Raw genomic sequence first — 20,100 nt, 5'->3', positions numbered from 1 at the left:
GGGAACGATCCCATGGCACACACGACTCGTCGTCAAATGCTCGCTCAGTCCGGGATGGGACTCGCTTCGCTGGCGTTCGCCTCGATGTTCTCCGAGGACGAGGCGCGGGCGGCGGCGTTGTCGGTCACCGCTCCCAAGGAGCCGCAATTCCCGGCCAAGGCCAAGCACGTCATTCACCTCTTCATGAATGGCGGACCGTCGCACCTCGATACCTTCGATCGCAAAGTGGCCCTTGAGAAGTACGCGGGCAAGGAGCTTCCCGTCCATCTTCGGACCGAGCGGAAGACCGGCGGAGCCTTTCCCTCGCCCTTCAAGTTCACGCGTCACGGCGAGAGCGGCTTGGAGATCAGCGAACTATTCCCCAACGTCGCGAAGTCGGCCGACGAACTCTGCGTCATCCGCTCGATGCGGGCCGACGTGCCGAACCACGAACCGTCGTTGATGCTGATGAACTGCGGCGACGCCCGCTTGGCTCGTCCGAGCGTCGGGTCGTGGATCAACTACGGTCTTGGGACCGAGAACCAGAATCTCCCGGGATTCATCGTCCTTTGCCCGAACGGCTACCCGATCAAGGGCCCGTCGAACTGGCAGTCGGCGTTTCTGCCGGGGACGTATCAGGGCACACACATCGACTGCAAGCACAGCAAGGTCGATAAGCTGGTCGAGAACATTCGCAATCCGGGCCTCGGCCTCGAGGATCAGCGGCACCAACTCGATTTCCTCTCGAACCTCAACCAGCGCCATCGCGAGCAGCGTCCCGGCGAGGAGATGCTCGACGCGCGGATTCAGTCGTTCGAACTCGCCTACCGCATGCAGACCGAGGCCAGCGACGCGTTCGACGTCAACCTCGAGTCCGACAAGGTCCGGGCGATGTACGGTGACACCCTTCACGGTCGCCAAATGCTGATGGCCCGCCGGCTCGTCGAACGGGGTGTGCGCTACGTTCAGTGCTGGCACGGGGCGGGGCAACCATGGGACAGTCACGACGAGATCGAGAAGAACCATCGTCGACTGGCGGGGCAATGCGATCAAGCGATCGGCGCGTTGCTCACCGACCTCAAGCAGCGTGGCTTGCTTGACGAAACGCTCGTCGTCTGGGGAGGGGAGTTTGGCCGGACGCCGACCGTCGAGCTACCGATGCCGGGCGCCAACGCAGGCAAGATCAACGGACGCGACCACAACCATCACGGCTTCACGATGTGGATGGCCGGCGGTGGCGTGAAGGGGGGCCACGTTCACGGCGCGACCGACGAGTTCGGCTTCCAGGCCGTCGAGAAGCCGGTCCACATTCACGACTTGCACGCGACGATTCTTCATCTGCTCGGCTTCGATCACGAGAAGCTGACCTACCGCTTCGCGGGCCGCGATTTCCGCCTCACCGACGTCCACGGCCACGTCGTGCACGACGTCATCGCGTGAGTTGGTTGGCGAATACGCGTGTGCTCACGCTCTCCGGTTCGCCAGAGCGCTGACGTCCAACCAGAGGGCGGTCGAGACATCGATCGGTCCCGTTCGGGTGACGGTTTCCAGGGCCGCGTCGAACGTCATGCCGGGCAGTCGTGCCATGGCCGCCGCGGCGATCGCCGGGGAACGGCTCATCCCACCGCTACACGCCACGAGTGTCGGAACGTTCGCGTCGACAAAGGACGCGGCCGAGTCGATCGCGGCTTTGAGCAAGTAGGCCGGATTCCCGGTCCCATCGACGATCGGGAATCGGCAATAGACCATGTCGCGCGGGTAGGCGATCGGAAGTTCTTCGCACGCCAAGTCGATGACGACCGCGATCCCTTCTGACAGCACCACGCGAATATCCTGCGCGTCCTCGGTGTTGGCGATCCAGAGTAGGCCGGACAAGACTTCTTTCATGGGGCGACTCAGTGTCTCTCGTGCGTGATCGTCCGATCCACGATTCACCGTGCATCGCTGTTGGGAACATCGCGGTTCCATTCGAGACGGGGGTACCGAGGGGGCTACGATCCTACCATCGATGGGGCTACGGAACCAACTCATCCTGTGGAGCGACCACCGATGGTTCTCGTTCGGCGGAGGCGCCGGGTTGGGTCACCTCAAGCGAGCCCCGTGGACATTCGAGTCCCGCCGGGGCCCGGTCGCGCACGTCGGCATCGGCAAAAAGTGAAGAAAGCCCCGGAGAGCGAATCGGAACGAGACGCTTGCCGGGGCTCCTGTCGTTTGTTGTCGTTCGCCGATGGGGCGTTTATAGCCCGAGGGCGACGATCTTACCGGGTAGGTCGAGTTCACCTCCGGTGAAGAACCAGGTCAACGAATCGCCAGCGCCCACGAAGACGCGACCGTTGGCGATGGCCGGACCGCTCTGGGAGGGAATTCCCAGAGCGACTTGGCTGACAATCGAGCCGGTGGCTCCATCAACGACGAGCAGCGTGCCGTCCTGAGATTGGAGGTAGACAAGACCGTTGGCGACTGTCGTGCCGGCGTAGTTTTGCGCCTCGGTGTCGAGTCTCCAGCGAACCGCCGAGCCGTCTCCTTCGATCGCCACCAGGTAACCTTGCGTCCCATCGTGGACAATGGGATCGGTGACGGACGTACGAGCGACATCCAATCCATTGGCGAAATAGAGGTCGAGTTGTTCGTCGTAGGACGAATCGCTGAAGAGAGAGCCGTCGGCCGATTCGGCCGGCTCGATCAAGAGTCCCGGTTCGGTGTTGACGGGGCTCGTGGGTAGGGGCTCGATAGGATTGAGGATCTCTCCCGTCTCGGCATCGAGCACGTAGAAGATGCCGCTCTTCTCGCCGGCGGCCACGACCTTTCGTGGGACGCCGTTGATCGTGGTGGTGACGACCGCCGGTGAGTCGCCGTAGCCGAAGTCGGGATGGTCGACCGGATGGAAGGGATCGGTGATGACCCAGGCGTCGTTTCGCGTCGTTTGTGTTCGCCAACGAACCTCGGTCGTCGTCAAATCGACGGCGATGAAGGCATCGCTCCACGCTCGGATTTCGTTCCCGTCGCCGTCGGTCGTCTCGAAGGGGCCGGTGTAGTTGTTGGCCGAGGTCGCGAAGACGGTGTTCGTGCTCGAGTCGTACGCCGGGGAACTCCAGATACTCGCTCCGCTCGACCCCAGGGCCTTCAGTTCCGGCGCGATCGTATCCAGGAGCACCGTGAACTCACCGGTTCTCGGATCGATCCGAAGAAGTCGCCCGCTGTGATTGAGCTCGCCGCCTGGATTGCCCGATTGATTCGACGAGACGGGAACGACGACGTAGTCCGCCGCCTGAATGGGGGAGCCCCAGATCGCGGAGGCGAATTCGCCGAATTCGGTCGCGGTGTCGATGGCCCAGAGCCGATCTCCGGTTTCCCCATCGAGTCCGTAGATGAAGCCCGCTTGATCGCCGAGGACGAGGACCCCTTCTCGCGTCATCAACATGCTCGCGGTGACCGGGCCGTTGGCGGTAGCATGCCAAATGGCCTGTCCGGTGCTCTGCGACAGGGCGTGGACTTCGCCCCCCATGTCGCCCGCGTAGACGACGCCGCCCACGACGATTGGCGTCGCGGCAACCGGAGCGTTGGTGTCGAATTCCCAATGGATCTTGAGCCCGTCGATCGACTCGCGACCGAGCGTCGTCTCTTCGATGGCGCGGTCGCCGTTGGATGACTGGAGATACTGCGTCCATTCGCCCGGTTCGATCACGGACGCTTCACCAAGAAGGGCGCGGGGAATCGGAATGGGTGCCGTCTCTTCCCAAGTCTTATCCGCCTCGTCCGAGGCAACGATGGCGCCGATCACTCCCTCGTAGCTGATGTTGCCGGCGGTCAGTTGCGCGAGCCAACCCCCTTCGGTCTGAGGATCAATCCGCCGGTTGAGCAACGCCTCGTACGCGGCCGAGAGACGCTTGGCGAAGGATTCCTCCGCGCCGTGGATGCCACGCGCGACTTGCTCCGTGGTCATCTCACCGCTGGCCAGTGCGTTGGCCCAACCGTCGACCTCACCCGATCCAGGTTCGCGGAACAGCACCTTTTGATAGGCTTTGGCGACAAAGCGTTCGGGATCGCGGTCGACACCGTCGAGGAACTCGTTGGAGGACAAAATGGCGACATTGACGTCTTCGGTGTCCATCTCGCGATTCAACAGGGACTGAACCCAGGGAGTCAACTCGTCGCTCGACGACGGAAGTCGACCGAGTAAGTGCTCGTAGCGACCCGCCATGTAGGTTCTTGCACTCGCATCGGAATAGAGAACTTGGCTGGCAAGCGCCTCACGACTCATGGCGCCCGACTCGACTTGGGCGATGAGAGGGGCGGTCTCGGAACTCGACGGGGGAGAGGGCAGTTCCTGGAGCGCCAGGTAGAGGCCGTTGACGAATGCTCCCGCGTCCGGAACGGCGCGTTCTTCGAGGGGCTCGATGCTGATGGATCGGTTCTCTCGACACATGGTTCCGCCTTTCGTTTGCGATCGGAGAATGACGAAGATCGGCGGTAGATTAAGCGGTGAAGAGAGGGAGTCAACGAATGTGGAGCCAACTACCCACAAGCTTCACGAGGACTTCCATTCGCATGGAGATTCTTAACGAAGTATTCATCTCGGCGCGTATGGGAAGACGATGTTCGCGAGGTGTGGAAGCTGACACAGAGATTGAGGTGCGTCGCACGTGCGCCGGGTTCGTCGCTCAGTAAGAAGTCGAAATCGAGCCTATGGAATAAGCTCGTCCTGAGGGGCCACACTACCTTCCGACGGCTCCTGCCGCTTCCCCTTGAGGACTTCGAGCGAGAGGATCTCGAGCTTGGTGTTGTGCAGCCGGAGCCGCACCTGTCCACGGCGGTAGGCGCCGTCCTCCCACGAGACGATCGTCTTGCCATCGACGATGACGGCCAACGCGTCGCCGCGGCGACGGAAGGTGATCGTGTACTCCTGGCCCGGGTTGATTTCGAGCGGTCCGCGCTCCTGGACGGGGAACTCGCGAGGGCCGAAGAACTTCTTGATGTAGGCTTTGTTCGGGTTCTTCCCCACGGCATGCCCCGTGGAGAGCCAATAGCCGGTGCTCGTTTCCGGATCGAAGCAGAGATAGCACCCTAGGTACCGCCCCCGCTCGAAGACCACCCGCATCGTCACGTCGACATCGCCGTTGACCTCCTCGTCGTAGACGAGATAGCTGTTGGCTCGCGGGTGCTTGTGGGGCCAGCCCTCGGTCTCGCCGATGATGAGATCGCCATCGGGTCGCCAGCTCTTGTAGGTGCCGCTGGGGAACTTGGGCTCGGTCCAGCGGCCCTTCCACTCGGCGATCTCGTAGCGTGGCGGCTGAACGAAGAAGCCCCAGCCGAGGACGATGAGGCAAAGCAGAAGTCCCGGCACCAGGAAGATCAGGAGCCGACGAAATCCTTTTCCCTGCATGAAGCGATCACTCCGAACGAAGGGCGGGAAGGATGGGCGTCCGCACTGCCACCGCGACCGCCGCGATCCCACTGACCAGGCCGACCGCGAAGACGGCCAGGAGGGTCAACGCGAGACTCGGGATGGGCGAATGGCCGCGCACTTGCAGCACTGTCGGTGCGACCGCGACTCCCGCCGAGATCGCCCCGCTGAGCAGTCCCGCTCCCAAGAGGTAGACGTTCTCGGCCATCACCATCCAGCCGATCGCCGACGGTTGAAAGCCGACCGCCCGCAAAAGCGCCAATTCGCGTTGCCGCTCGATGACGTTACGCACCAACACGACCCCAAGCCCAATCGTTCCGAGTAGCAGTCCGAAACCTCCGAGCGTCTGGAACGCGGCCATGTAAGTGTGTTCGACCGCCGCGAAGTCAGCGAGCCGCTGGGCGCTGGTTTGGGCGACGAAGCCGTAGTCACTCAGGTCCTTCTCGAGCAGTTCGCCGAGCTTCTCGACCACACCGGGAGGCGTCTCGAAGAGGAAGAAGGACTTGCCCCCGACCGAGGGGAAATGGCTACGCATGTCGGCCATGCCGATGACCAGTTCGCCCTGGAAGATGCTCTTGGAGAGCGAACCGACGATGCGGAGCTTGACGGGCTCGCCCGAGGCGTTTTGGACGGTCAGGGTGTCGTTGAGGCCGAGTTTGAGGATCCACTGAAGTGTGTTGGCGTCCCCGATCGCCGGGACCGACCCGTCGTCGAACCGGCGCATCAGGAGAAGCCAGGGGCTCTCTTTCTCTTCGGGAGTCTCGGCGATGCTGCCCGCGAAGACGAAACCGCCCCGCCCGAGAAAGGTCGCGTCGGCGCCCAAGAGCGTCGGGTTTCGCGGCTGGTAGACGTTGAGGCAGCTGGCGTCCTCGCCCGAGCGAACCGCGAACGAGGCGAGCTTTGACTCTTCGAGGATCGTCTCGGCGTCGTCGGAGATGTTCAGGTCGAAGCGGCTGTCGGGATCGGCGAGCGATCGGTAGAGCGGCACCGATGTCTGGCCGACGAGCTGGAAGCCACCGCTGCCGCTCGACTTTTGGCTGGTGTCGACCGAGCCACCCACCCGCATCGCTCCCACGGCGACGATGGTGAAAGTCGCCAATGCGATCAGCGTCGCGGTGAGGATGGAGCGGAAGGGATGCCGACCGGTATTTCGGATGCCGAGTCGCATGTAGGCGAGGGGGCCATGGCCCCGGAAGCCGCGAGCGCTTCCCTCGCCGAGAGTGGCCGAGAAGAGTCCCAGCAACCCAACGAGGAGTAGCCCGCCCGCCCCGAAGAAGGCTCCGACGTTTTCCGACGGCGAGAGAAACGCGACCGCGACCCCGCCGAGGAGTCCCACGATCGCGAGTCCCCAACTGATCAGGGAGCGTCGTTGACGGACCTTGCTTGGCAGGAGGATGCCGCGTTGCAGCAGTTGCGGAATCTCTTGCCGGGTCGCTTTGCGGACGCCGCCCCACATCGCGAAGAGGGCGATCAGCACCGAGACCACGGCGCCGATCACGAAACTGAGCGGCGACGCGTGAAATTCGATGAAACGCGTACTGACGGCGTCCTGCCACCAGCTTCCCAGCGCGGCGATCATTCCTTGGGCGTACAGGACCGCGCCGTAGAGCCCAAGGGCGGTGCCGACCAGAGCGACGATCAGGCCCTCGGCCAGGAGGAGTCGCGAAACCGACTTGGGCGGAAGCCCGACCGCCAGGAGCAGTCCGATCTGTTTCGTGCGCGTTTCGAGCCCCAAACGGAACAATAATCCGACCAAAAGGGCCGCGGATATGATCAAAAAGAAGCTAAACGCGAGGAAAAGTTGCCCGAAATCGGTGCTTCCGGAGCTTGCCGCGAGGTCGAGCGACTTGACCGGGATGAAGGCCATCCCCGCATCGGCCGGCTTGAGCGAACGGAGAAGCTCCTCCCCCAGCCGGGGGGCGAACTCCTCGAGACTCGCTCCTGATGGAGGCGCGACGCGGATGGTGGTGAGGTCGCCGAAGCGACTCCCCCAAAGCTTCTGGCCCTCCGCGAGCGATACAAAGGCCTTCGGGCTGGTGCGATAGTCGTCCCAGTACGCCTCATCCGCTTTGGTGACTCGGCCGAGGTCGATCGGGATGGGCGGATCCCAGTCGCCGAAGGTGTCGGCGTTGGTGATGCCGGGGTACTCGGGCGTAAAATCGCGATCGAGAGCCAGCCCCTTCATCGCGACGATGCCCGCTAGCTCGAACTCGTGAGCGGCGGGTTGAAGCGAGCCGTCGGTCGCGACGACGTCGTACTCGAGTCGAACGATATCGCCGAGCTTCGCCTTAAGGCGGTCGACGGTCCACTGATTGAGCAGGATCTTGCCCTCGGGAATGGAGGCGACGGCAGGATCGGTCAAAAGCGGCCCGAGCGGCGGGCTGGACTCGAGATCGAGGGCGACGGCGATCGAGTAGGGGACCGTCTCCTTGTCGACGGCGATCGTGGTGGCGAGATAGCTCAGCACTTCCTGGCGGGTGACCCCGAGCTTGTCGCACGCTTGACCGATCGCTTTGACGATGGGGGGACTGAGCAGGAGGCGGCGATCCTCGATCGAGAGGAGCCGAAAATCCTTCTCCTGGCGGATCCGGAGCCCGTAGTCCTCCAGAGTCAGCGATTGCCCGAGGATTGTGTCGGCGGCGGTGGCGGATTTGCGTCCGGCGGACGAGTCGGCCTTCAAGAAGAGTCCGTTGGCGCGGCCTTTCTGCCCGATGCTTCCCGCGAGCATCTCGATCGGCACGAAGAGATTGAGTGGTCGGCGTTGCGTTGCCTCAAGGGAGAAACTGCCGACCCCCTCATTCGGGATGATGCGGCCGACCAGGACCGGCATCGCTTTGACGACTTGATCGCGGTTGCCCATGTAGCCCTCCTTGGGGATGGGCGAGGCGGACTCGAGCCGGGCGATTAAGCGGTCCTCTTGCTTGGCCGACAACGCGTCGATCAGTTCGCGGTTGGCGACGACCTCCTGGGCGAGTTTCTCGGGATCGCCGCTATCGGGGAAGAGTTCCCAGAAGGCGGCGGTCGTGCCGATCAAGTTGACGCCCGCGGCGAGCTTGCCGTCGGGGGCCGTGACCGAGCCACGCACGAAGATAATCGCGGCCGAGGAGGCGAAGTCCTTGGAAAAGCCCGGGTTTTCAGCGAGTCGTTGGGGCAAGTCTCGCGGGAAGAAGCGATCGGTGACGAGGGCTTGGTCGATGCCGCCAAGACGTTCGAGCGTCATGGCCCGGAGGCTGCCACGCATCGAATCGCCGACGAGCATCGCCCCGACCAAGACGGCCGAACCGACGGCGCACCCCAACAAGATCGTGAGGTTCATCGCCCCGTGGAAGACGAGACTCTTGAGAACCAATCGAACCCAGGACATTAGGCTGGCGACCCCGCTTGGACTTCGTCAAGACGTCCCGCGTTTAGCATGAAGCGTCGCGGAAGACGCTCGGCAAGCTCGGAACTGTGCGTGACCACGATGAGGATGGCTTGATGCTGCTCGGCCAACTCCAGGAGCAAATCGGCGATCTCGCTGGCCGTCTGGGCATCGAGATTGCCGGTCGGTTCATCTCCCAGCAGCAGAGCGGGACGGTTGATCAGGGCTCGGGCGATCGCGACGCGTTGCCGTTCCCCGCCGGAAAGCTGCGATGGTCGATGCCCGAGACGATTGGCGAGCCCCACTCGGGAGAGCAAGTCCCGCGCGACCGATTCGGTCTGGGCGGACGAACCCTCGCCGGCGAGCGTGGGGATGAGGACGTTCTCCAGGACCGAGCACTGCGGCAGCAGATGATGGTCTTGGAAGACGAAGCCGACGGTCCGGTTGCGATAGCGCGCAAGTTCGGCGGCCCCCATCGAGGCCGGTTCGACGTCGTTGACCCGGATCACGCCACTAGTGGGGGTGTCGAGTCCGCCCAGCATGTTGAGCAGGGTGCTCTTTCCCGAGCCGGAGGGGCCCATGATCGCGACCGCGTCGCCTCCGCTTAGGGAGAGATCGACCTCCTCGAGAATCGAAAGCGTTCCCGTCGCCGACTGGTAGGTCTTCGAGACACGCTCGACGAGAAGTCGGGTCGTCTCCGATGGATCACCGGTGGGTTCTGCTGACACGATCGTCTCCTGCTCGCAACGGACCGTCCCGGATTGTTGGCGGGTTCGAGGGTTGGCGAATGCTTGGCGTGCCCCTAGATCCTACTCTAGAGATTCCGGGCGCCAAGTCGTTAGCGACGTCTGGCTCGGAACTTACCCGTCGTCGAACAAGGGTCGGATGAACAAACGCATCGAGGAGAAGATCGAGGGTGACGATGTCTGCAGCAGCCGGGAAAGAAGTCTACAACTTTCAAGCGGAGATCACGCGACTACTCCACTTGCTGGCCCACTCGCTCTACGAGAGCAAGGAGGTCGCGCTTCGTGAGCTGGTGTCCAATGCCTCTGACGCCTTGGACAAGATGCGTTTTGTTGCGCTCACCGACGCCAGCCAGCGCGACGGGGCGACGCTCGAAATCGAGATTCGCCGCAATGAGGAGGGGGGCGAACTGATCATCGCCGACAACGGCGTCGGCATGACCCACGACGAGATGATCGCCAATCTCGGCACGATCGCGAAGAGTGGATCGCTCGAATTCCTGAAAGGGCTTACCGGCGACGAGAAGAAGGATGTCTCGCTCATCGGTCAGTTCGGCGTCGGCTTTTACGCCTCGTTCATGATCGCCGACAAGGTCCGTGTCCGCTCGCGAAGCTATCGCGAAAAGGCGGGGCACGAGTGGGTCTCCGATGGCAGCGGTTCGTTCTCGATCGAACCGGTGGAGGCGATGGAGCGGGGCACTCAGGTCATTCTCCATCTCAAGGAGAGCGCCAAGGAACTGCTCGACGAGCACCGGCTCAAGCGGATCCTGAAGGACTACTCCGGGTTCGTCTCGCATCCGATCAAGATGGCCGATGCGCAGATCAACGACGTCAAGCCGATCTGGGTCGAGCCGCGCAGCCAGTTGACCGCCGAGCAGTACACCGGCTTCTATCAGCACCTGACGCATCGGACCAACGAAGAGCCGATGTGGCACCTTCACGTCTCCGCCGACACGCCGATCCAGTTCCACGCGCTGCTTTACTGCCCGCCGTCGTCGATCGAGCGCATGGGGCTCGGCCGCAGCGAGCACGGACTGCAACTTTGCACCAAGCGCGTCTTGGTCCAACGCGAGTGCCGCCAGCTCTTGCCCGACTATTTGCGATTCCTGCACGGGATCGTCGATTCGGAAGATCTGCCGCTGAACATCTCGCGGGAATCGCTTCAGGACAACACGGTCTTTCGCAAGATCGGCCAAGTCCTGCTGCGGAAGATCTTCGACAAGCTCGAGACGATCGCCGAGGAGCAACCGGAGGAGTTCCTCAAGTTCTGGCAGCAATTCGGCCCGCTGATGAAGGAAGGGATCGCCAGCGACTTCGAGCATCGCGACCGGATCATCAAGCTGATGCGGTTCGCCTCGTCGCGCAACGACGACCCGCGGCAGCCGACGACACTGGCCGACTACGTCGAGCGGATGCCCGAGGACCAGAAGCAGATCTACTACGCGAGTGGCTTCACGCTCGACGTCGTTCGCAACAACCCGAATCTCGAGGTCTTCAAGCAGCGCGGCCTGGAAGTGCTGTATCTGCTCGATCCGATCGACGAGTTCCTCGTCGCGACGATGATGAACTACAACGACAAGCCGTTCGTCTCGATCGATGCCGCGAACGTCGAGTTGCCCGGCGACGAGCCCAAGCCGGCCGACGAGCCGAAGGCCGACGGGGAGGAACCATCCAAGCCGGCAAAGCCCGAAGGGAACTTCGGCAAGGTGCTGACCCTCTTCGAGGAGATCCTCGGCGAGCGGGTGAAGGAAGTCCGTGAGTCGAAGCGGTTGACCGACAGCCCTTGCTGCCTGGTCAATCCCGAGGGCGGGGTGAGCTCCCATCTCGAGAAGCTGATGAAGATGGCCAATCAGGAATTCCCCTCGATGCCGCGCATCTTCGAGGTCAATCCGAAGGCGAAGCTCATCGAGCGGCTCACCTCCCTCGTCGGCAATCCGGAGAACGAGACGTTCATCAAGGAGTGCGGACGGCAGCTCTTTGACAACTGCCTGATCCTCGACGGGACGCCTCCCGATCCCCACGCGATGGTCGATCGAGTTCGGACTCTCATGGAAGAGGCGGCCGCGGGACGTTCCTCGATTATTCAGTAAGGGCGAGGACGCTCGGTTTGCTCCCCCGTTGTCCAAGGGAATTCCAATCGCTCCCCCCTTGGACAAGGGGGGACGGAAGAGGTGACCCCTTGGACAACGCTCGACTACCATGGCAACAATGAACGGTCGTGACGATTAAAGAGGTGACGAGTGGCCGCGAAACGGACGACCCGACGACCGCGAGGCGCCGGTCCCAAGATTAACTCGGTGAATGCCGATCAATGTTGGGAATCGACCTCCGGGAGGAAGAGAGTGCGTAGCGCCCTGACATTGCTTCGAGATGATCTCGATTTGCGTCAGTTACTCGCCGAGTACAAGGCACGCAAGGACCGCGACAAGAATGCCGAGTGGTTCGACCGGGTGATGGCCCTGGGCGATCTCGACCAAAGGGCCTTGAGCAAGCTGCACGGGCTGCTCCTCGCCCAAGGTTGGATCGACACCCGCATCGCCTCGGACGTCTTCGACGAGCCGGGCCGACTCGCCAACTGCTACCGGATCACTTCCGACGGCAATCGGGCCCTGACATGGGTGACCGATATCGCCGAGGACGAGCCGGAGATGGCCGAGGCGTCGGCCTGGGATTGAGGGGATCGTCCCGGAGCATTGGCTGACGGCGGCCCGCGTTGTTCATCTCAAGGGCTCATTCGGCATATTCATACACTCAAACCTCGATCCCTGAGCGAATGGGGACTTGCCGAATCAAGGGCGTCCCCCGCATGCCCACGGCGAGCGTGGGGCATGGCACCCACGAGTTCTCTTGGGCGCCCATAGAGAGTTCCTTGGCGCCAAATCGACCGACAAGGACGTTAGCTGGTCTTCTGCGCTTGGGCACGCATCTGAGCCTGCTGACCCTGCATCATCGCGTATTCGGCCTCGGGGATCATTTCCGCTCGGACGTAGGCCCGCGAGAGCGCGATGTAGGAGAACTGGTCGTCCGGCTCCAGGTCGACGATCTTCTTGGCCATCGCGATCGACTCTTCGTGTCTCCCAAGTTCGGTGAGCGCTTGGACTTGGGCGTGAAGAGGAAGCGTGTCCTTTTCGTTGAGGGCGTAGGCCTCCTGAAGCTTGGCGACCGCCTCCTCGTACTTCTTTTCGTCCTTGAGCGCGACGCCTTCCTTGTAGAGTTCATCGGCTGTCGGCATACCACGATCCTCCTGTGTCTGTTTCTTGCCCTGTCTCTTGGTGTGGGAATCCCACGTGACTTCGGCAACCTTTCTCGATTCTAGCGAGCCAGGCCGCCGGTTTCGTCGCGAAGTGGCGAACCCCTTGGCGTGAGGCCCTCTCTTAGCTGGGAAGGGGTGGTCGCGAGGAGATCCGAGATCGCCGCGCCCAGGCGACTGGAGGTGCTCGTGGCGCCATGGTACGTTGACCGACCCCGATCTGAACCCTAAGACGACTCTTCCCGCGAGCTTGTGAATCGTTGTCGAGAAGCCCGCGAAGGATCGAGGAAGGGGAAAGACATGCAACGGACGTTGGTACTCATCAAGCCCGATGGGGTCGCTCGGCGACTGGTCGGCAAGATCATCGCGCGTTTCGAGGAGAAGGGACTCTGGATCCTGGGCATGAAGCACATGGCCATGAGCCAGGAGATCGCGGATCGTCACTACGCCGAGCACAAGGAAAAGCCGTTTTTCGGTGATCTGTGCTCGTTCATGACCTCTTCGCCGCTAGTGGCGTTGGTGCTCGAGGGGCCCGAGTCGATCGCGCTGGTGCGCAAGCTCGTCGGGGCGACTAAAGTGGCCGAGGCGGCGCCGGGCACGATTCGGGGCGATTTCGCCCTGAGCACCCAGCAGAACCTGATTCACGCGTCGGACAGCCCCGAGTCGGCCGAGCGCGAAATCGCGATCTGGTTCGGCGATTCGGAACTGGCGGACTACAAGCCTTGCGACGGAGCTTGGGTCAACGAAGCGTTGGCGTGAGGGATCGAGCCACCGACATCGGCATGGGCCGATCCGGAGTTCGAAGACCTCTCGTGAGGCCCCGTCGTTGCTTCAACGGGTCGGGCACGTAGGATAGCTGTTTGGCTCCGGCCCCTCGGACCCCGCTCGATGGGGAGAACGGCTCGGTGCCTCGCTTTACGAAAGAGTGTTTTCGATGAGACATGTTCTCTCCGCATTGGTCCAGAACCAGCCGGGTGTGCTGGCTCACGTTTCCGGCATGCTGGCGTCGCGCGGCTTCAATATCGACAGCCTCGCGGTCGGCCCGACCGAGGTCGACGAATTCTCGCGCATGACCGTCGTCGTTCACGGCGACGAGTCGACGATGGTTCAAGTCCGTCGTCAGCTCGAGAAGATCGTCACCGTCGTCGAGGTCAAGGACATCAGCTCCGAGGCCTTTGTCGAGCGTGATCTGACCCTCATTCGCGTCTCCGCGTGTGCGGAGAAGCGGGGAGAGCTTCGGCAGCTCGTCGAGGTCTTTCGAGCCAAGATCGTCGATGTCGGACCGAGCTCGCTGATGATCGAGATCTCGGGTACCGAAGAGAAGATTCGGTCCTTCATCGACCTCATGAAGCCTTACGGCATCCTCGAGCTCGCGCGGACCGGCCGGATCGCGATGGTTCGTGCCGTTGAAGGCGACTGCGATTCGCCCGAACTCGAGCGGGATCGACCCGGGCACTAGTCGCGACCGCTTGGCATCGACGGGACCGGTGGTCGACGCGACGACCGTCCCGCGATCCCCAAATCAAGCACCTACAAGTCCATTACCATCAAGAGAGACAGCAACACGAGGAACCAAACGATGGCGCTGGTTATCTATTACGACAACGATGCCGACCTGGCGGATCTCAAGGGCAAGAAGGTCGCGATCATCGGCTATGGAAGCCAAGGACACGCTCAAGCGCAGAACCTGCGTGACAGCGGTGTCGATGTCGTCGTCGGACAGCGCCCCGGCTCGGCGAACTACGATCTCGCGAAGGAGCACGGTTTCTCACCCGTCTCCGCCGCCGAGGCGGCCGAAGCGGCCGATGTCGTCAACATTCTGCTTCCCGATGAAGTCCAGGGCGATGTCTACGCCGCCCACATCAAGCCGAACCTCAAGCCGGGCAACGTGCTAATGTGCTCGCACGGCTTCAACATCCACTTCGGCCAAGTCGTTCCCCCAGAGGGAGTCGACGCCTTGCTCGTCGCCCCGAAGGGTCCCGGCCATCTTGTCCGTAGCGAGTACGTCGCCGGTGGCGGCGTCCCGGCGCTGATCGCGCTGAGCGACGGAGCGAGCGAATCGTCCAAGAAGATCGGACTCGCTTACGCCAAGGGCATCGGCGGCACCCGTGGCGGCGTCATCGAAACCACCTTCCGCGAGGAGACCGAAACCGACCTCTTCGGCGAGCAAGCCGTCCTCTGCGGTGGCGTCAGCGCTCTGGTCAAGGCCGGTTTCGATACCCTCGTCGAAGCGGGCTACCAGCCGGAGATGGCGTACTTCGAGTGCATGCACGAGCTCAAGTTGATCGTCGACCTGTTCTATCAGGGCGGTCTGAACTACATGCGCTACAGCGTCTCCAACACCGCAGAGTTCGGCGACTACACCCGTGGTCCTCGGATCATCACCGAGGAGACCCGCAAGGAGATGAAGAAGATTCTTCACGAGATCCAAGCCGGCGAGTTCGCCCGCGAGTGGATCCTCGAGAACAAAGCCAACCGTCCCGTCTTCCACCAGATGCGCAAAGCCGATCGCGACAGCAAGCTTGAGGAAGTCGGCAAGTCCCTTCGTCGCATGATGAGCTGGATCGACTCCAAGGAAGTCTAACAGCCCGTTGATCTATTCGCTGCCGGCTGCGAACGGTTCTTTTGACCAATTTCGGCGTTGAAAAACCGCGACGAATCTACGGATTCGCCTGCGTTTTTCCTCCTTGTTCTTGGCCAACATAGCTCGTTCTCGCCTTGGCCCGCTTAAATCAACGGACTGCCAACGTGAGTCGACGAGACCTCCCTCATCAAGCCGGGCCGACATGTCGGTTCCCGCTCTTCTTGAATCACCGAGGACCGCTTGCGCCATGGGGGAGAGCGGTTCTTCTCTTTGATGGGCGAGTGATCCGGTCGCTCGACGGCGTCTCAACCAGTCCGATCGCGCGTTCGTCCGGCGCCATCAAGAAATGGAAAGGGCCCCCGGCGCGATCGCGGAGGCCCTTGGTTGTTTGCGATCTCGGAAGAACGTTCTTAGCGAGCGGTCAACGCGCCGTTTTGCAGGCGAATGAGATCGGACGTGATCGAGAGGACTTCCTTCGTGTAGGTATCCTCGCCGAAGGGCTTATCCTTCTTCTCGCCATCCTCGTTCTGAAGCTCCTCGAGTTCCTTCTTCTCCTCGTCGCTGAGTTGGTCACGCTCGGCGCGAAGCTTTGCCTCGGAGAAGAGGAGCACCTTGCGGCCACGGCGATCGTGAACCCGCTTCTTGCGATCGTGAAGCTGAGCCAGTTTCACTTCCGAGTCCTGACGCTGCTTCGACATCTTCTGCAGCTGAGCGATCATCGCGCCGTTGATCGTCCCCATCTGGTTGAACCGCGCGGGACGGATCCGGTCGAACTCGAGAGCGTGATCGAGCTTCGACTCGCTGAAGTCCTCATGGTCGGTGATCGACGGGAGGACGACATCGGCGACGACCCCGCGGTTTTGGGTGCTGTCGCCGTTGACGCGGTAGAACTTCTGCATCGTCAGCTTGACCGCCCCCATGTCGGGGAAGAAGCCGCGGAACTGGCGAGCGACGTCGATAACGCGCTGAACGGTGCCCTTACCGTGCGTCTGCGAGTCGCCGACCACGATACCGCGGCCGTAGTCCTGGATCGCACCGGCGAAAATTTCCGACGCACTGGCGCTGAATCGGCTCGTCAGGACCACCAGCGGCCCGGAGTAAGCGACGCCGGGGGACTCGTCGAAGTAGCTCTGAACCTCGTTGTTGAGTCCCTTGACTTGGACGACGGGGCCTTCGTCGATGAAGAGACCGGTCAGTCCGATCGCTTCACTCAGGAGTCCACCACCATTGGCCCGCAGATCGAGCACGACGGCGTCGACACCTTCCTGGTTAAATTCACCGAGGATGCGTTGGACGTCGATCGTGGCCGACTTCGGAGCGTCGGGATCGGCGTTGCCCGGATTGCTGGCGGCGTAGAAGGAGGGCAGATTGATGACGCCGACCTTGTACTGCATGTCGTTGGTGCCGGGGAGGGTGATCACCTCTCCCTTGGCGGCCCGGTCCTTCAGCTCGATGCGCTGACGAGTCAGGTCGTAGTTCTGGGCCTTGTCGGAACTCGCGGGCGTGACCTCGAGCCGGACGATGGTGCCGGCCTTGCCACGAATGAGCTTCACGACGTCGCGGAGTTTCATGTCGCGGATGTCGACCAGTTCGCCGTCGCCACCCTGGCCGACGCCGATGATCTTGTCGCCGGGCTTCAAGCGGCCGTCAGCGTCGGCGGCGCCGCCGGGAACGATCTCCTTGACGATCGTGTAACCGTCCTCCGACTGGAGCAGGGCCCCGATTCCCTCGAGCGACAACTCCATGGAGATCTTGAAGTCCTCCAGGGTCGTCGGCGACATGTACGCGGAGTGGGGATCGAAGCTGTTGGCGACCGACGTGAGGAACATTTCGGCCAGTTCCTCGTTATTGATCTGGTGCCAGCGACGCTTGTGATTGCGGTAGCGGCGATCGATGCGTTCGCGAGCTTCCTCTTCGGTCTTGCCGTCGATCATCAACTGGAGCAGTTCGTATTTGACGCGTCGACGCCAACGGTCCTTGGATTCCTCCTCGGTCTTGGCGTACGTAGCGGTGTCGGGATCGAGAACGATCTCTTCTTCCTTGTCGAAGTCGAAGTCGTTCTTGGCGAACTCACGCGCCCAGCCGACGCGCTGATCGAGTCGTTTGAGGAATCGTTGATAGACCGCGAAGGGGAAGGTGAGATCACCCTGGATAGTGTCTTCGTCGTGGTTGAGGACGCCGTTCTCGAAGCCGTCGATGTCCTCTTGCATGAAGTAGAGCTTGAGGGGGTCGAACATCTCGAGGAAGTGTCCGTGGACCCTTCTGGAAATCGTGTCGTCGATCGCAAGCCCGCTGATATGCCCCTGCTGCATGATCAAGCAAACCCGTCTGGCAATATCGGAGAGCTTGGCATCTCCGCGTTCCACGTCCGCGCGGGCGGACATCGCCAATGCCAAACCGATCAGCAATGCCGCGGACGAGGCGACAGCTTGATTGCGACGTCTATTCATACTTGCTTATCCTTGCACCCAAGGGTTGATGGACCTAGCTCGATCGCTCCCGAGAGTCAAATGGCGCTCTCGGATCCATACCGAGAGTCAAGAGGCACTCTCGGGTCATCATGACCGAAAGCTTGGGGGAGCTTTCGGCGGAACATGACACTTGCCACGACGCTCACACGGGCGGGAAAGTGGCGGCAGCTAAGAGGTAATACGCTCCAACTCCGCGCTTCCGTTGAATCGTAATCCGAATCACCACACAAGGGAAGACCCGCTTTTTGACCTTCCCGATCCACTCCATTGAGCGAACCATCTCAGGTTCAACGGGAGAGACGGCGAGGGTGTGTTGTTGTAAATGTTTTCCGTGAAATGCTTTGTGTCGAATGTTCGGTCGGCGTGCCCAGTGTGGACACTCTCTCCAATGGACTTGGACGGGCAACGGCGTGGTCTCGTTGGACTGGGTGTTTTGCGGGAGCGTGGTCAGATAGGTGTTCGGCGAGCCACTTCCCGTACACTTGGCGGGCGACGATCTCCGTGGGGATCGGCCCGCCTCAATCTAAGTTCAAGCCGAGAGGCGACCGCGACGCGGCGCCCCGCCGGGGAACGACTATCGGTCTTCCCAGCCACGGAAGCCGGTCGACCACGCGTCTTTGCTCGAACCCGCGGGAGTGCTCGGAACGGCCTCCAATTCGGGGGCACGCGAGGTGGTCGGTTTCATCGAGACCGGTTTGGACGGCGCTCCGTTGGTGACCCAGAAGCTTGGTTCCGGCTTCTTCTCGGTTTCCTTCGCCACCGCCGGTTGGGGCTGGGAGTACGCAGTCTTCATGACGTCGCTCGTCGTCGTCGTCGGCTTGGCCTCGCTTTCGTAGACCGCCGGCTTCTCCTCCGACTTGAAGAGACGACTGAGCGTCCGACGGAATCCACTCTTTCGCGGCTTGCGGAACGCGTCCTGCTTAGTTTCCTTTTCGAGCGTCGCGGAGAAGGTCGGTTCGGATTTCACGACCGCCGCGGGTTCGCTGGTGCCCGACTGCGTGAACTTGCGACGCACCTTCTCGAACGATCCCATCGGGCTGGTGGTCGCGGCAGGGGTCGTCGCGTCGGCTTTCTTCTCGACGAGTTGTTCCTCGACCGTCACCATTTCGATGCTACGAACGACCTCCTGGGGCTTCGTTTTGGTTGTCTTCGAGGAGGTACGCGACCAACTGAAGCTCGGGCCGCTGGTCTCTCGCTTCTTCTTCGGAGTCGACGAGGTTTTGGGAAGCTCCAGGCTTTTCGGCGAAACCGTCGCCTTGCTCGGGCTGGGCAACGCGCTGTTGATCGGGGCGGGCTTGTTGATGCTCGGTAGCGCGGGGGGACTGTTGGACTCGCGACCCGATCCGAAAGTTGGTCGCGACTCGACCGTTTTCGGGAGCGTCGTCAACTTGGGAGGTTCGGGCGAGGAGAACTCGATCGGAACGTACTTCCCTTTCGAACCGGCCTCGTTCGCTTGGTCGACCATCTTCTTCGCGGTCGGCGTGGTGGCACCGAAGCTTCGCGTCCCGATCGTTTTCGGCTGGGTCGAGGGTGGGACGCTGTTGGCGAGCATCGACATCTCCTCGGGAGCGCTCATGCCCTCGGCGGCGGGCAGCGGCGCGGTCGAGCGCGGGTAGAGATTGCCGCGGACCGTCCAGTCGACATAGACGTCGCTGTTCGGCATTCCGGGTTGGAAATCGCTCTCCGTCTTCCAGTTGCACATGCTGCCGATCGCGGTTTGTCCGCCGGAGACGATCACGTATTGAACGCGGCGCTGTCCACAGCAGAGCTTCTTCTTTTTACAGCGGCGCGAGAAGAGCCAGTTGTCCTGGTAGGGGCAGCACTTACGGCATCCGTTGCCGCAACACTTCTTCTGGCCGCAGCCACCCGTGCAGCAAGATCCGCCGCACTCGGACTCGCATCCGGTCGCGCAGGTCTTCGAGCAGCAGCCCTCCTCGCACGTGGAACAGGAGCCCTTCGAGCAGCCCTTGTCACAGTCGCCGGAGCTGCAGCAGGAGGCGAACTTCATCGCCGGGGCGCTCTCGGCGGAGACGTCTCCCGTGGCGTCGACGGTGGTCGTGCCGCCGGCGTTGGTGGTTGTCGAACCCGAACTCGTGACTACCGATTCGGCTCGGGCGGCATCGGGACAAAGTGTCAGTCCCGGTAGTGCCAGCATCATCAAGATCGACGCCGTGCATCGAGGTGTCAGCATGGCGGAGTTTCTCCTTCGCCTTCTCGGACGAACCAAGGGTTCCCACAAAACCTTCTGGAAACGCCCACCATCTCCCCGCAATCGAGAGAAAGGGCGCTCCGCCACATGTATCGGTCA

The 20,100-nt window shown here is 62.1% G+C and carries 14 protein-coding genes; 6 read left to right on the top strand and 8 right to left on the bottom strand.

Annotated features, from left to right (window positions below; translation table 11 throughout):
- Positions 1-12 precede the first annotated feature (12 nt).
- A complete protein-coding gene (locus Pan216_RS17285) occupies positions 13-1,419 on the top strand; it encodes a DUF1501 domain-containing protein (protein ID WP_145259741.1) in 1,407 nt (468 codons plus the stop codon).
- 24 nt (positions 1,420-1,443) lie between these two features.
- Here the strand turns inward: Pan216_RS17285 and Pan216_RS17280 are convergent, their stop codons facing one another.
- The 5 genes from Pan216_RS17280 to Pan216_RS17260 form a co-directional block, all read right to left on the bottom strand.
- Positions 1,444-1,866 (bottom strand): dual specificity protein phosphatase family protein, encoded by a 423-nt coding sequence (locus tag Pan216_RS17280; RefSeq protein WP_145259739.1) that lies wholly within the window; start codon positions 1,864-1,866, stop codon positions 1,444-1,446.
- 349 nt (positions 1,867-2,215) lie between these two features.
- Positions 2,216-4,405 carry an outer membrane protein assembly factor BamB family protein gene (locus tag Pan216_RS17275; protein WP_145259737.1) on the bottom strand — a complete coding sequence of 730 codons (2,190 nt, stop codon included), beginning with the start codon at positions 4,403-4,405 and terminating at the stop codon, positions 2,216-2,218.
- 258 nt (positions 4,406-4,663) lie between these two features.
- Entirely contained in the window at positions 4,664-5,362 is a 699-nt protein-coding gene (locus Pan216_RS17270) for a hypothetical protein (RefSeq protein ID WP_145259735.1), read from the bottom strand.
- A gap of 7 nt (positions 5,363-5,369) precedes the next feature.
- The gene (locus Pan216_RS17265; RefSeq protein WP_145259733.1) at positions 5,370-8,747 is read right to left on the bottom strand and encodes an ABC transporter permease; all 3,378 of its coding nucleotides are present in this window, start codon (positions 8,745-8,747) and stop codon (positions 5,370-5,372) included.
- Positions 8,747-9,472: an ABC transporter ATP-binding protein gene (locus Pan216_RS17260; protein WP_145259731.1), complete on the bottom strand. Its 726-nt coding sequence runs from the start codon at positions 9,470-9,472 to the stop codon at positions 8,747-8,749. The genes Pan216_RS17265 and Pan216_RS17260 overlap by 1 nt, the downstream gene beginning before the upstream one ends.
- 194 nt (positions 9,473-9,666) lie before the next feature.
- Here Pan216_RS17260 and htpG point away from each other — a divergent pair, with 194 nt between their 5' ends.
- Positions 9,667-11,577: a molecular chaperone HtpG gene (gene htpG / locus Pan216_RS17255; RefSeq protein WP_145259729.1), complete on the top strand. Its 1,911-nt coding sequence runs from the start codon at positions 9,667-9,669 to the stop codon at positions 11,575-11,577.
- A 252-nt stretch (positions 11,578-11,829) separates the two neighbouring features.
- The gene (locus Pan216_RS17250) at positions 11,830-12,162 is read left to right on the top strand and encodes a hypothetical protein (protein ID WP_145259727.1); all 333 of its coding nucleotides are present in this window, start codon (positions 11,830-11,832) and stop codon (positions 12,160-12,162) included.
- A 221-nt stretch (positions 12,163-12,383) separates the two neighbouring features.
- Here the strand turns inward: Pan216_RS17250 and Pan216_RS17245 are convergent, their stop codons facing one another.
- On the bottom strand, positions 12,384-12,719 hold the full coding sequence (locus Pan216_RS17245) for a BTAD domain-containing putative transcriptional regulator (RefSeq protein ID WP_145259725.1): 336 nt from the start codon (positions 12,717-12,719) through the stop codon (positions 12,384-12,386).
- 318 nt (positions 12,720-13,037) lie between these two features.
- Here Pan216_RS17245 and ndk point away from each other — a divergent pair, with 318 nt between their 5' ends.
- The 3 genes from ndk (at position 13,038) to ilvC (ending at position 15,321) form a co-directional block, all read left to right on the top strand.
- A complete protein-coding gene (ndk, locus tag Pan216_RS17240) occupies positions 13,038-13,496 on the top strand; it encodes a nucleoside-diphosphate kinase (RefSeq protein WP_145259724.1) in 459 nt (152 codons plus the stop codon).
- Positions 13,497-13,671: 175 nt separating this feature from the next.
- Positions 13,672-14,196 (top strand): acetolactate synthase small subunit, encoded by a 525-nt coding sequence (ilvN, locus tag Pan216_RS17235; protein WP_145259722.1) that lies wholly within the window; start codon positions 13,672-13,674, stop codon positions 14,194-14,196.
- A 120-nt stretch (positions 14,197-14,316) separates the two neighbouring features.
- On the top strand, positions 14,317-15,321 hold the full coding sequence (gene ilvC, locus Pan216_RS17230) for a ketol-acid reductoisomerase (RefSeq protein WP_145259720.1): 1,005 nt from the start codon (positions 14,317-14,319) through the stop codon (positions 15,319-15,321).
- Between the two features lie 410 nt (positions 15,322-15,731).
- Here the strand turns inward: ilvC and Pan216_RS17225 are convergent, their stop codons facing one another.
- Together Pan216_RS17225 and Pan216_RS17220 are read right to left on the bottom strand one after the other, a co-directional pair.
- A complete protein-coding gene (locus Pan216_RS17225) occupies positions 15,732-17,771 on the bottom strand; it encodes a carboxy terminal-processing peptidase (RefSeq protein ID WP_145259718.1) in 2,040 nt (679 codons plus the stop codon).
- A 595-nt stretch (positions 17,772-18,366) separates the two neighbouring features.
- On the bottom strand, positions 18,367-19,983 hold the full coding sequence (locus Pan216_RS17220; protein ID WP_145259716.1) for a hypothetical protein: 1,617 nt from the start codon (positions 19,981-19,983) through the stop codon (positions 18,367-18,369).
- Positions 19,984-20,100 lie beyond the last annotated feature (117 nt).

Source organism: Kolteria novifilia (assembly GCA_007748055.1).
In the GTDB taxonomy this organism is placed as follows: Bacteria; Planctomycetota; Planctomycetia; order Kolteriales; family Kolteriaceae; genus Kolteria; species Kolteria novifilia.
This window is presented reverse-complemented; position numbering and strand designations above follow the sequence as displayed.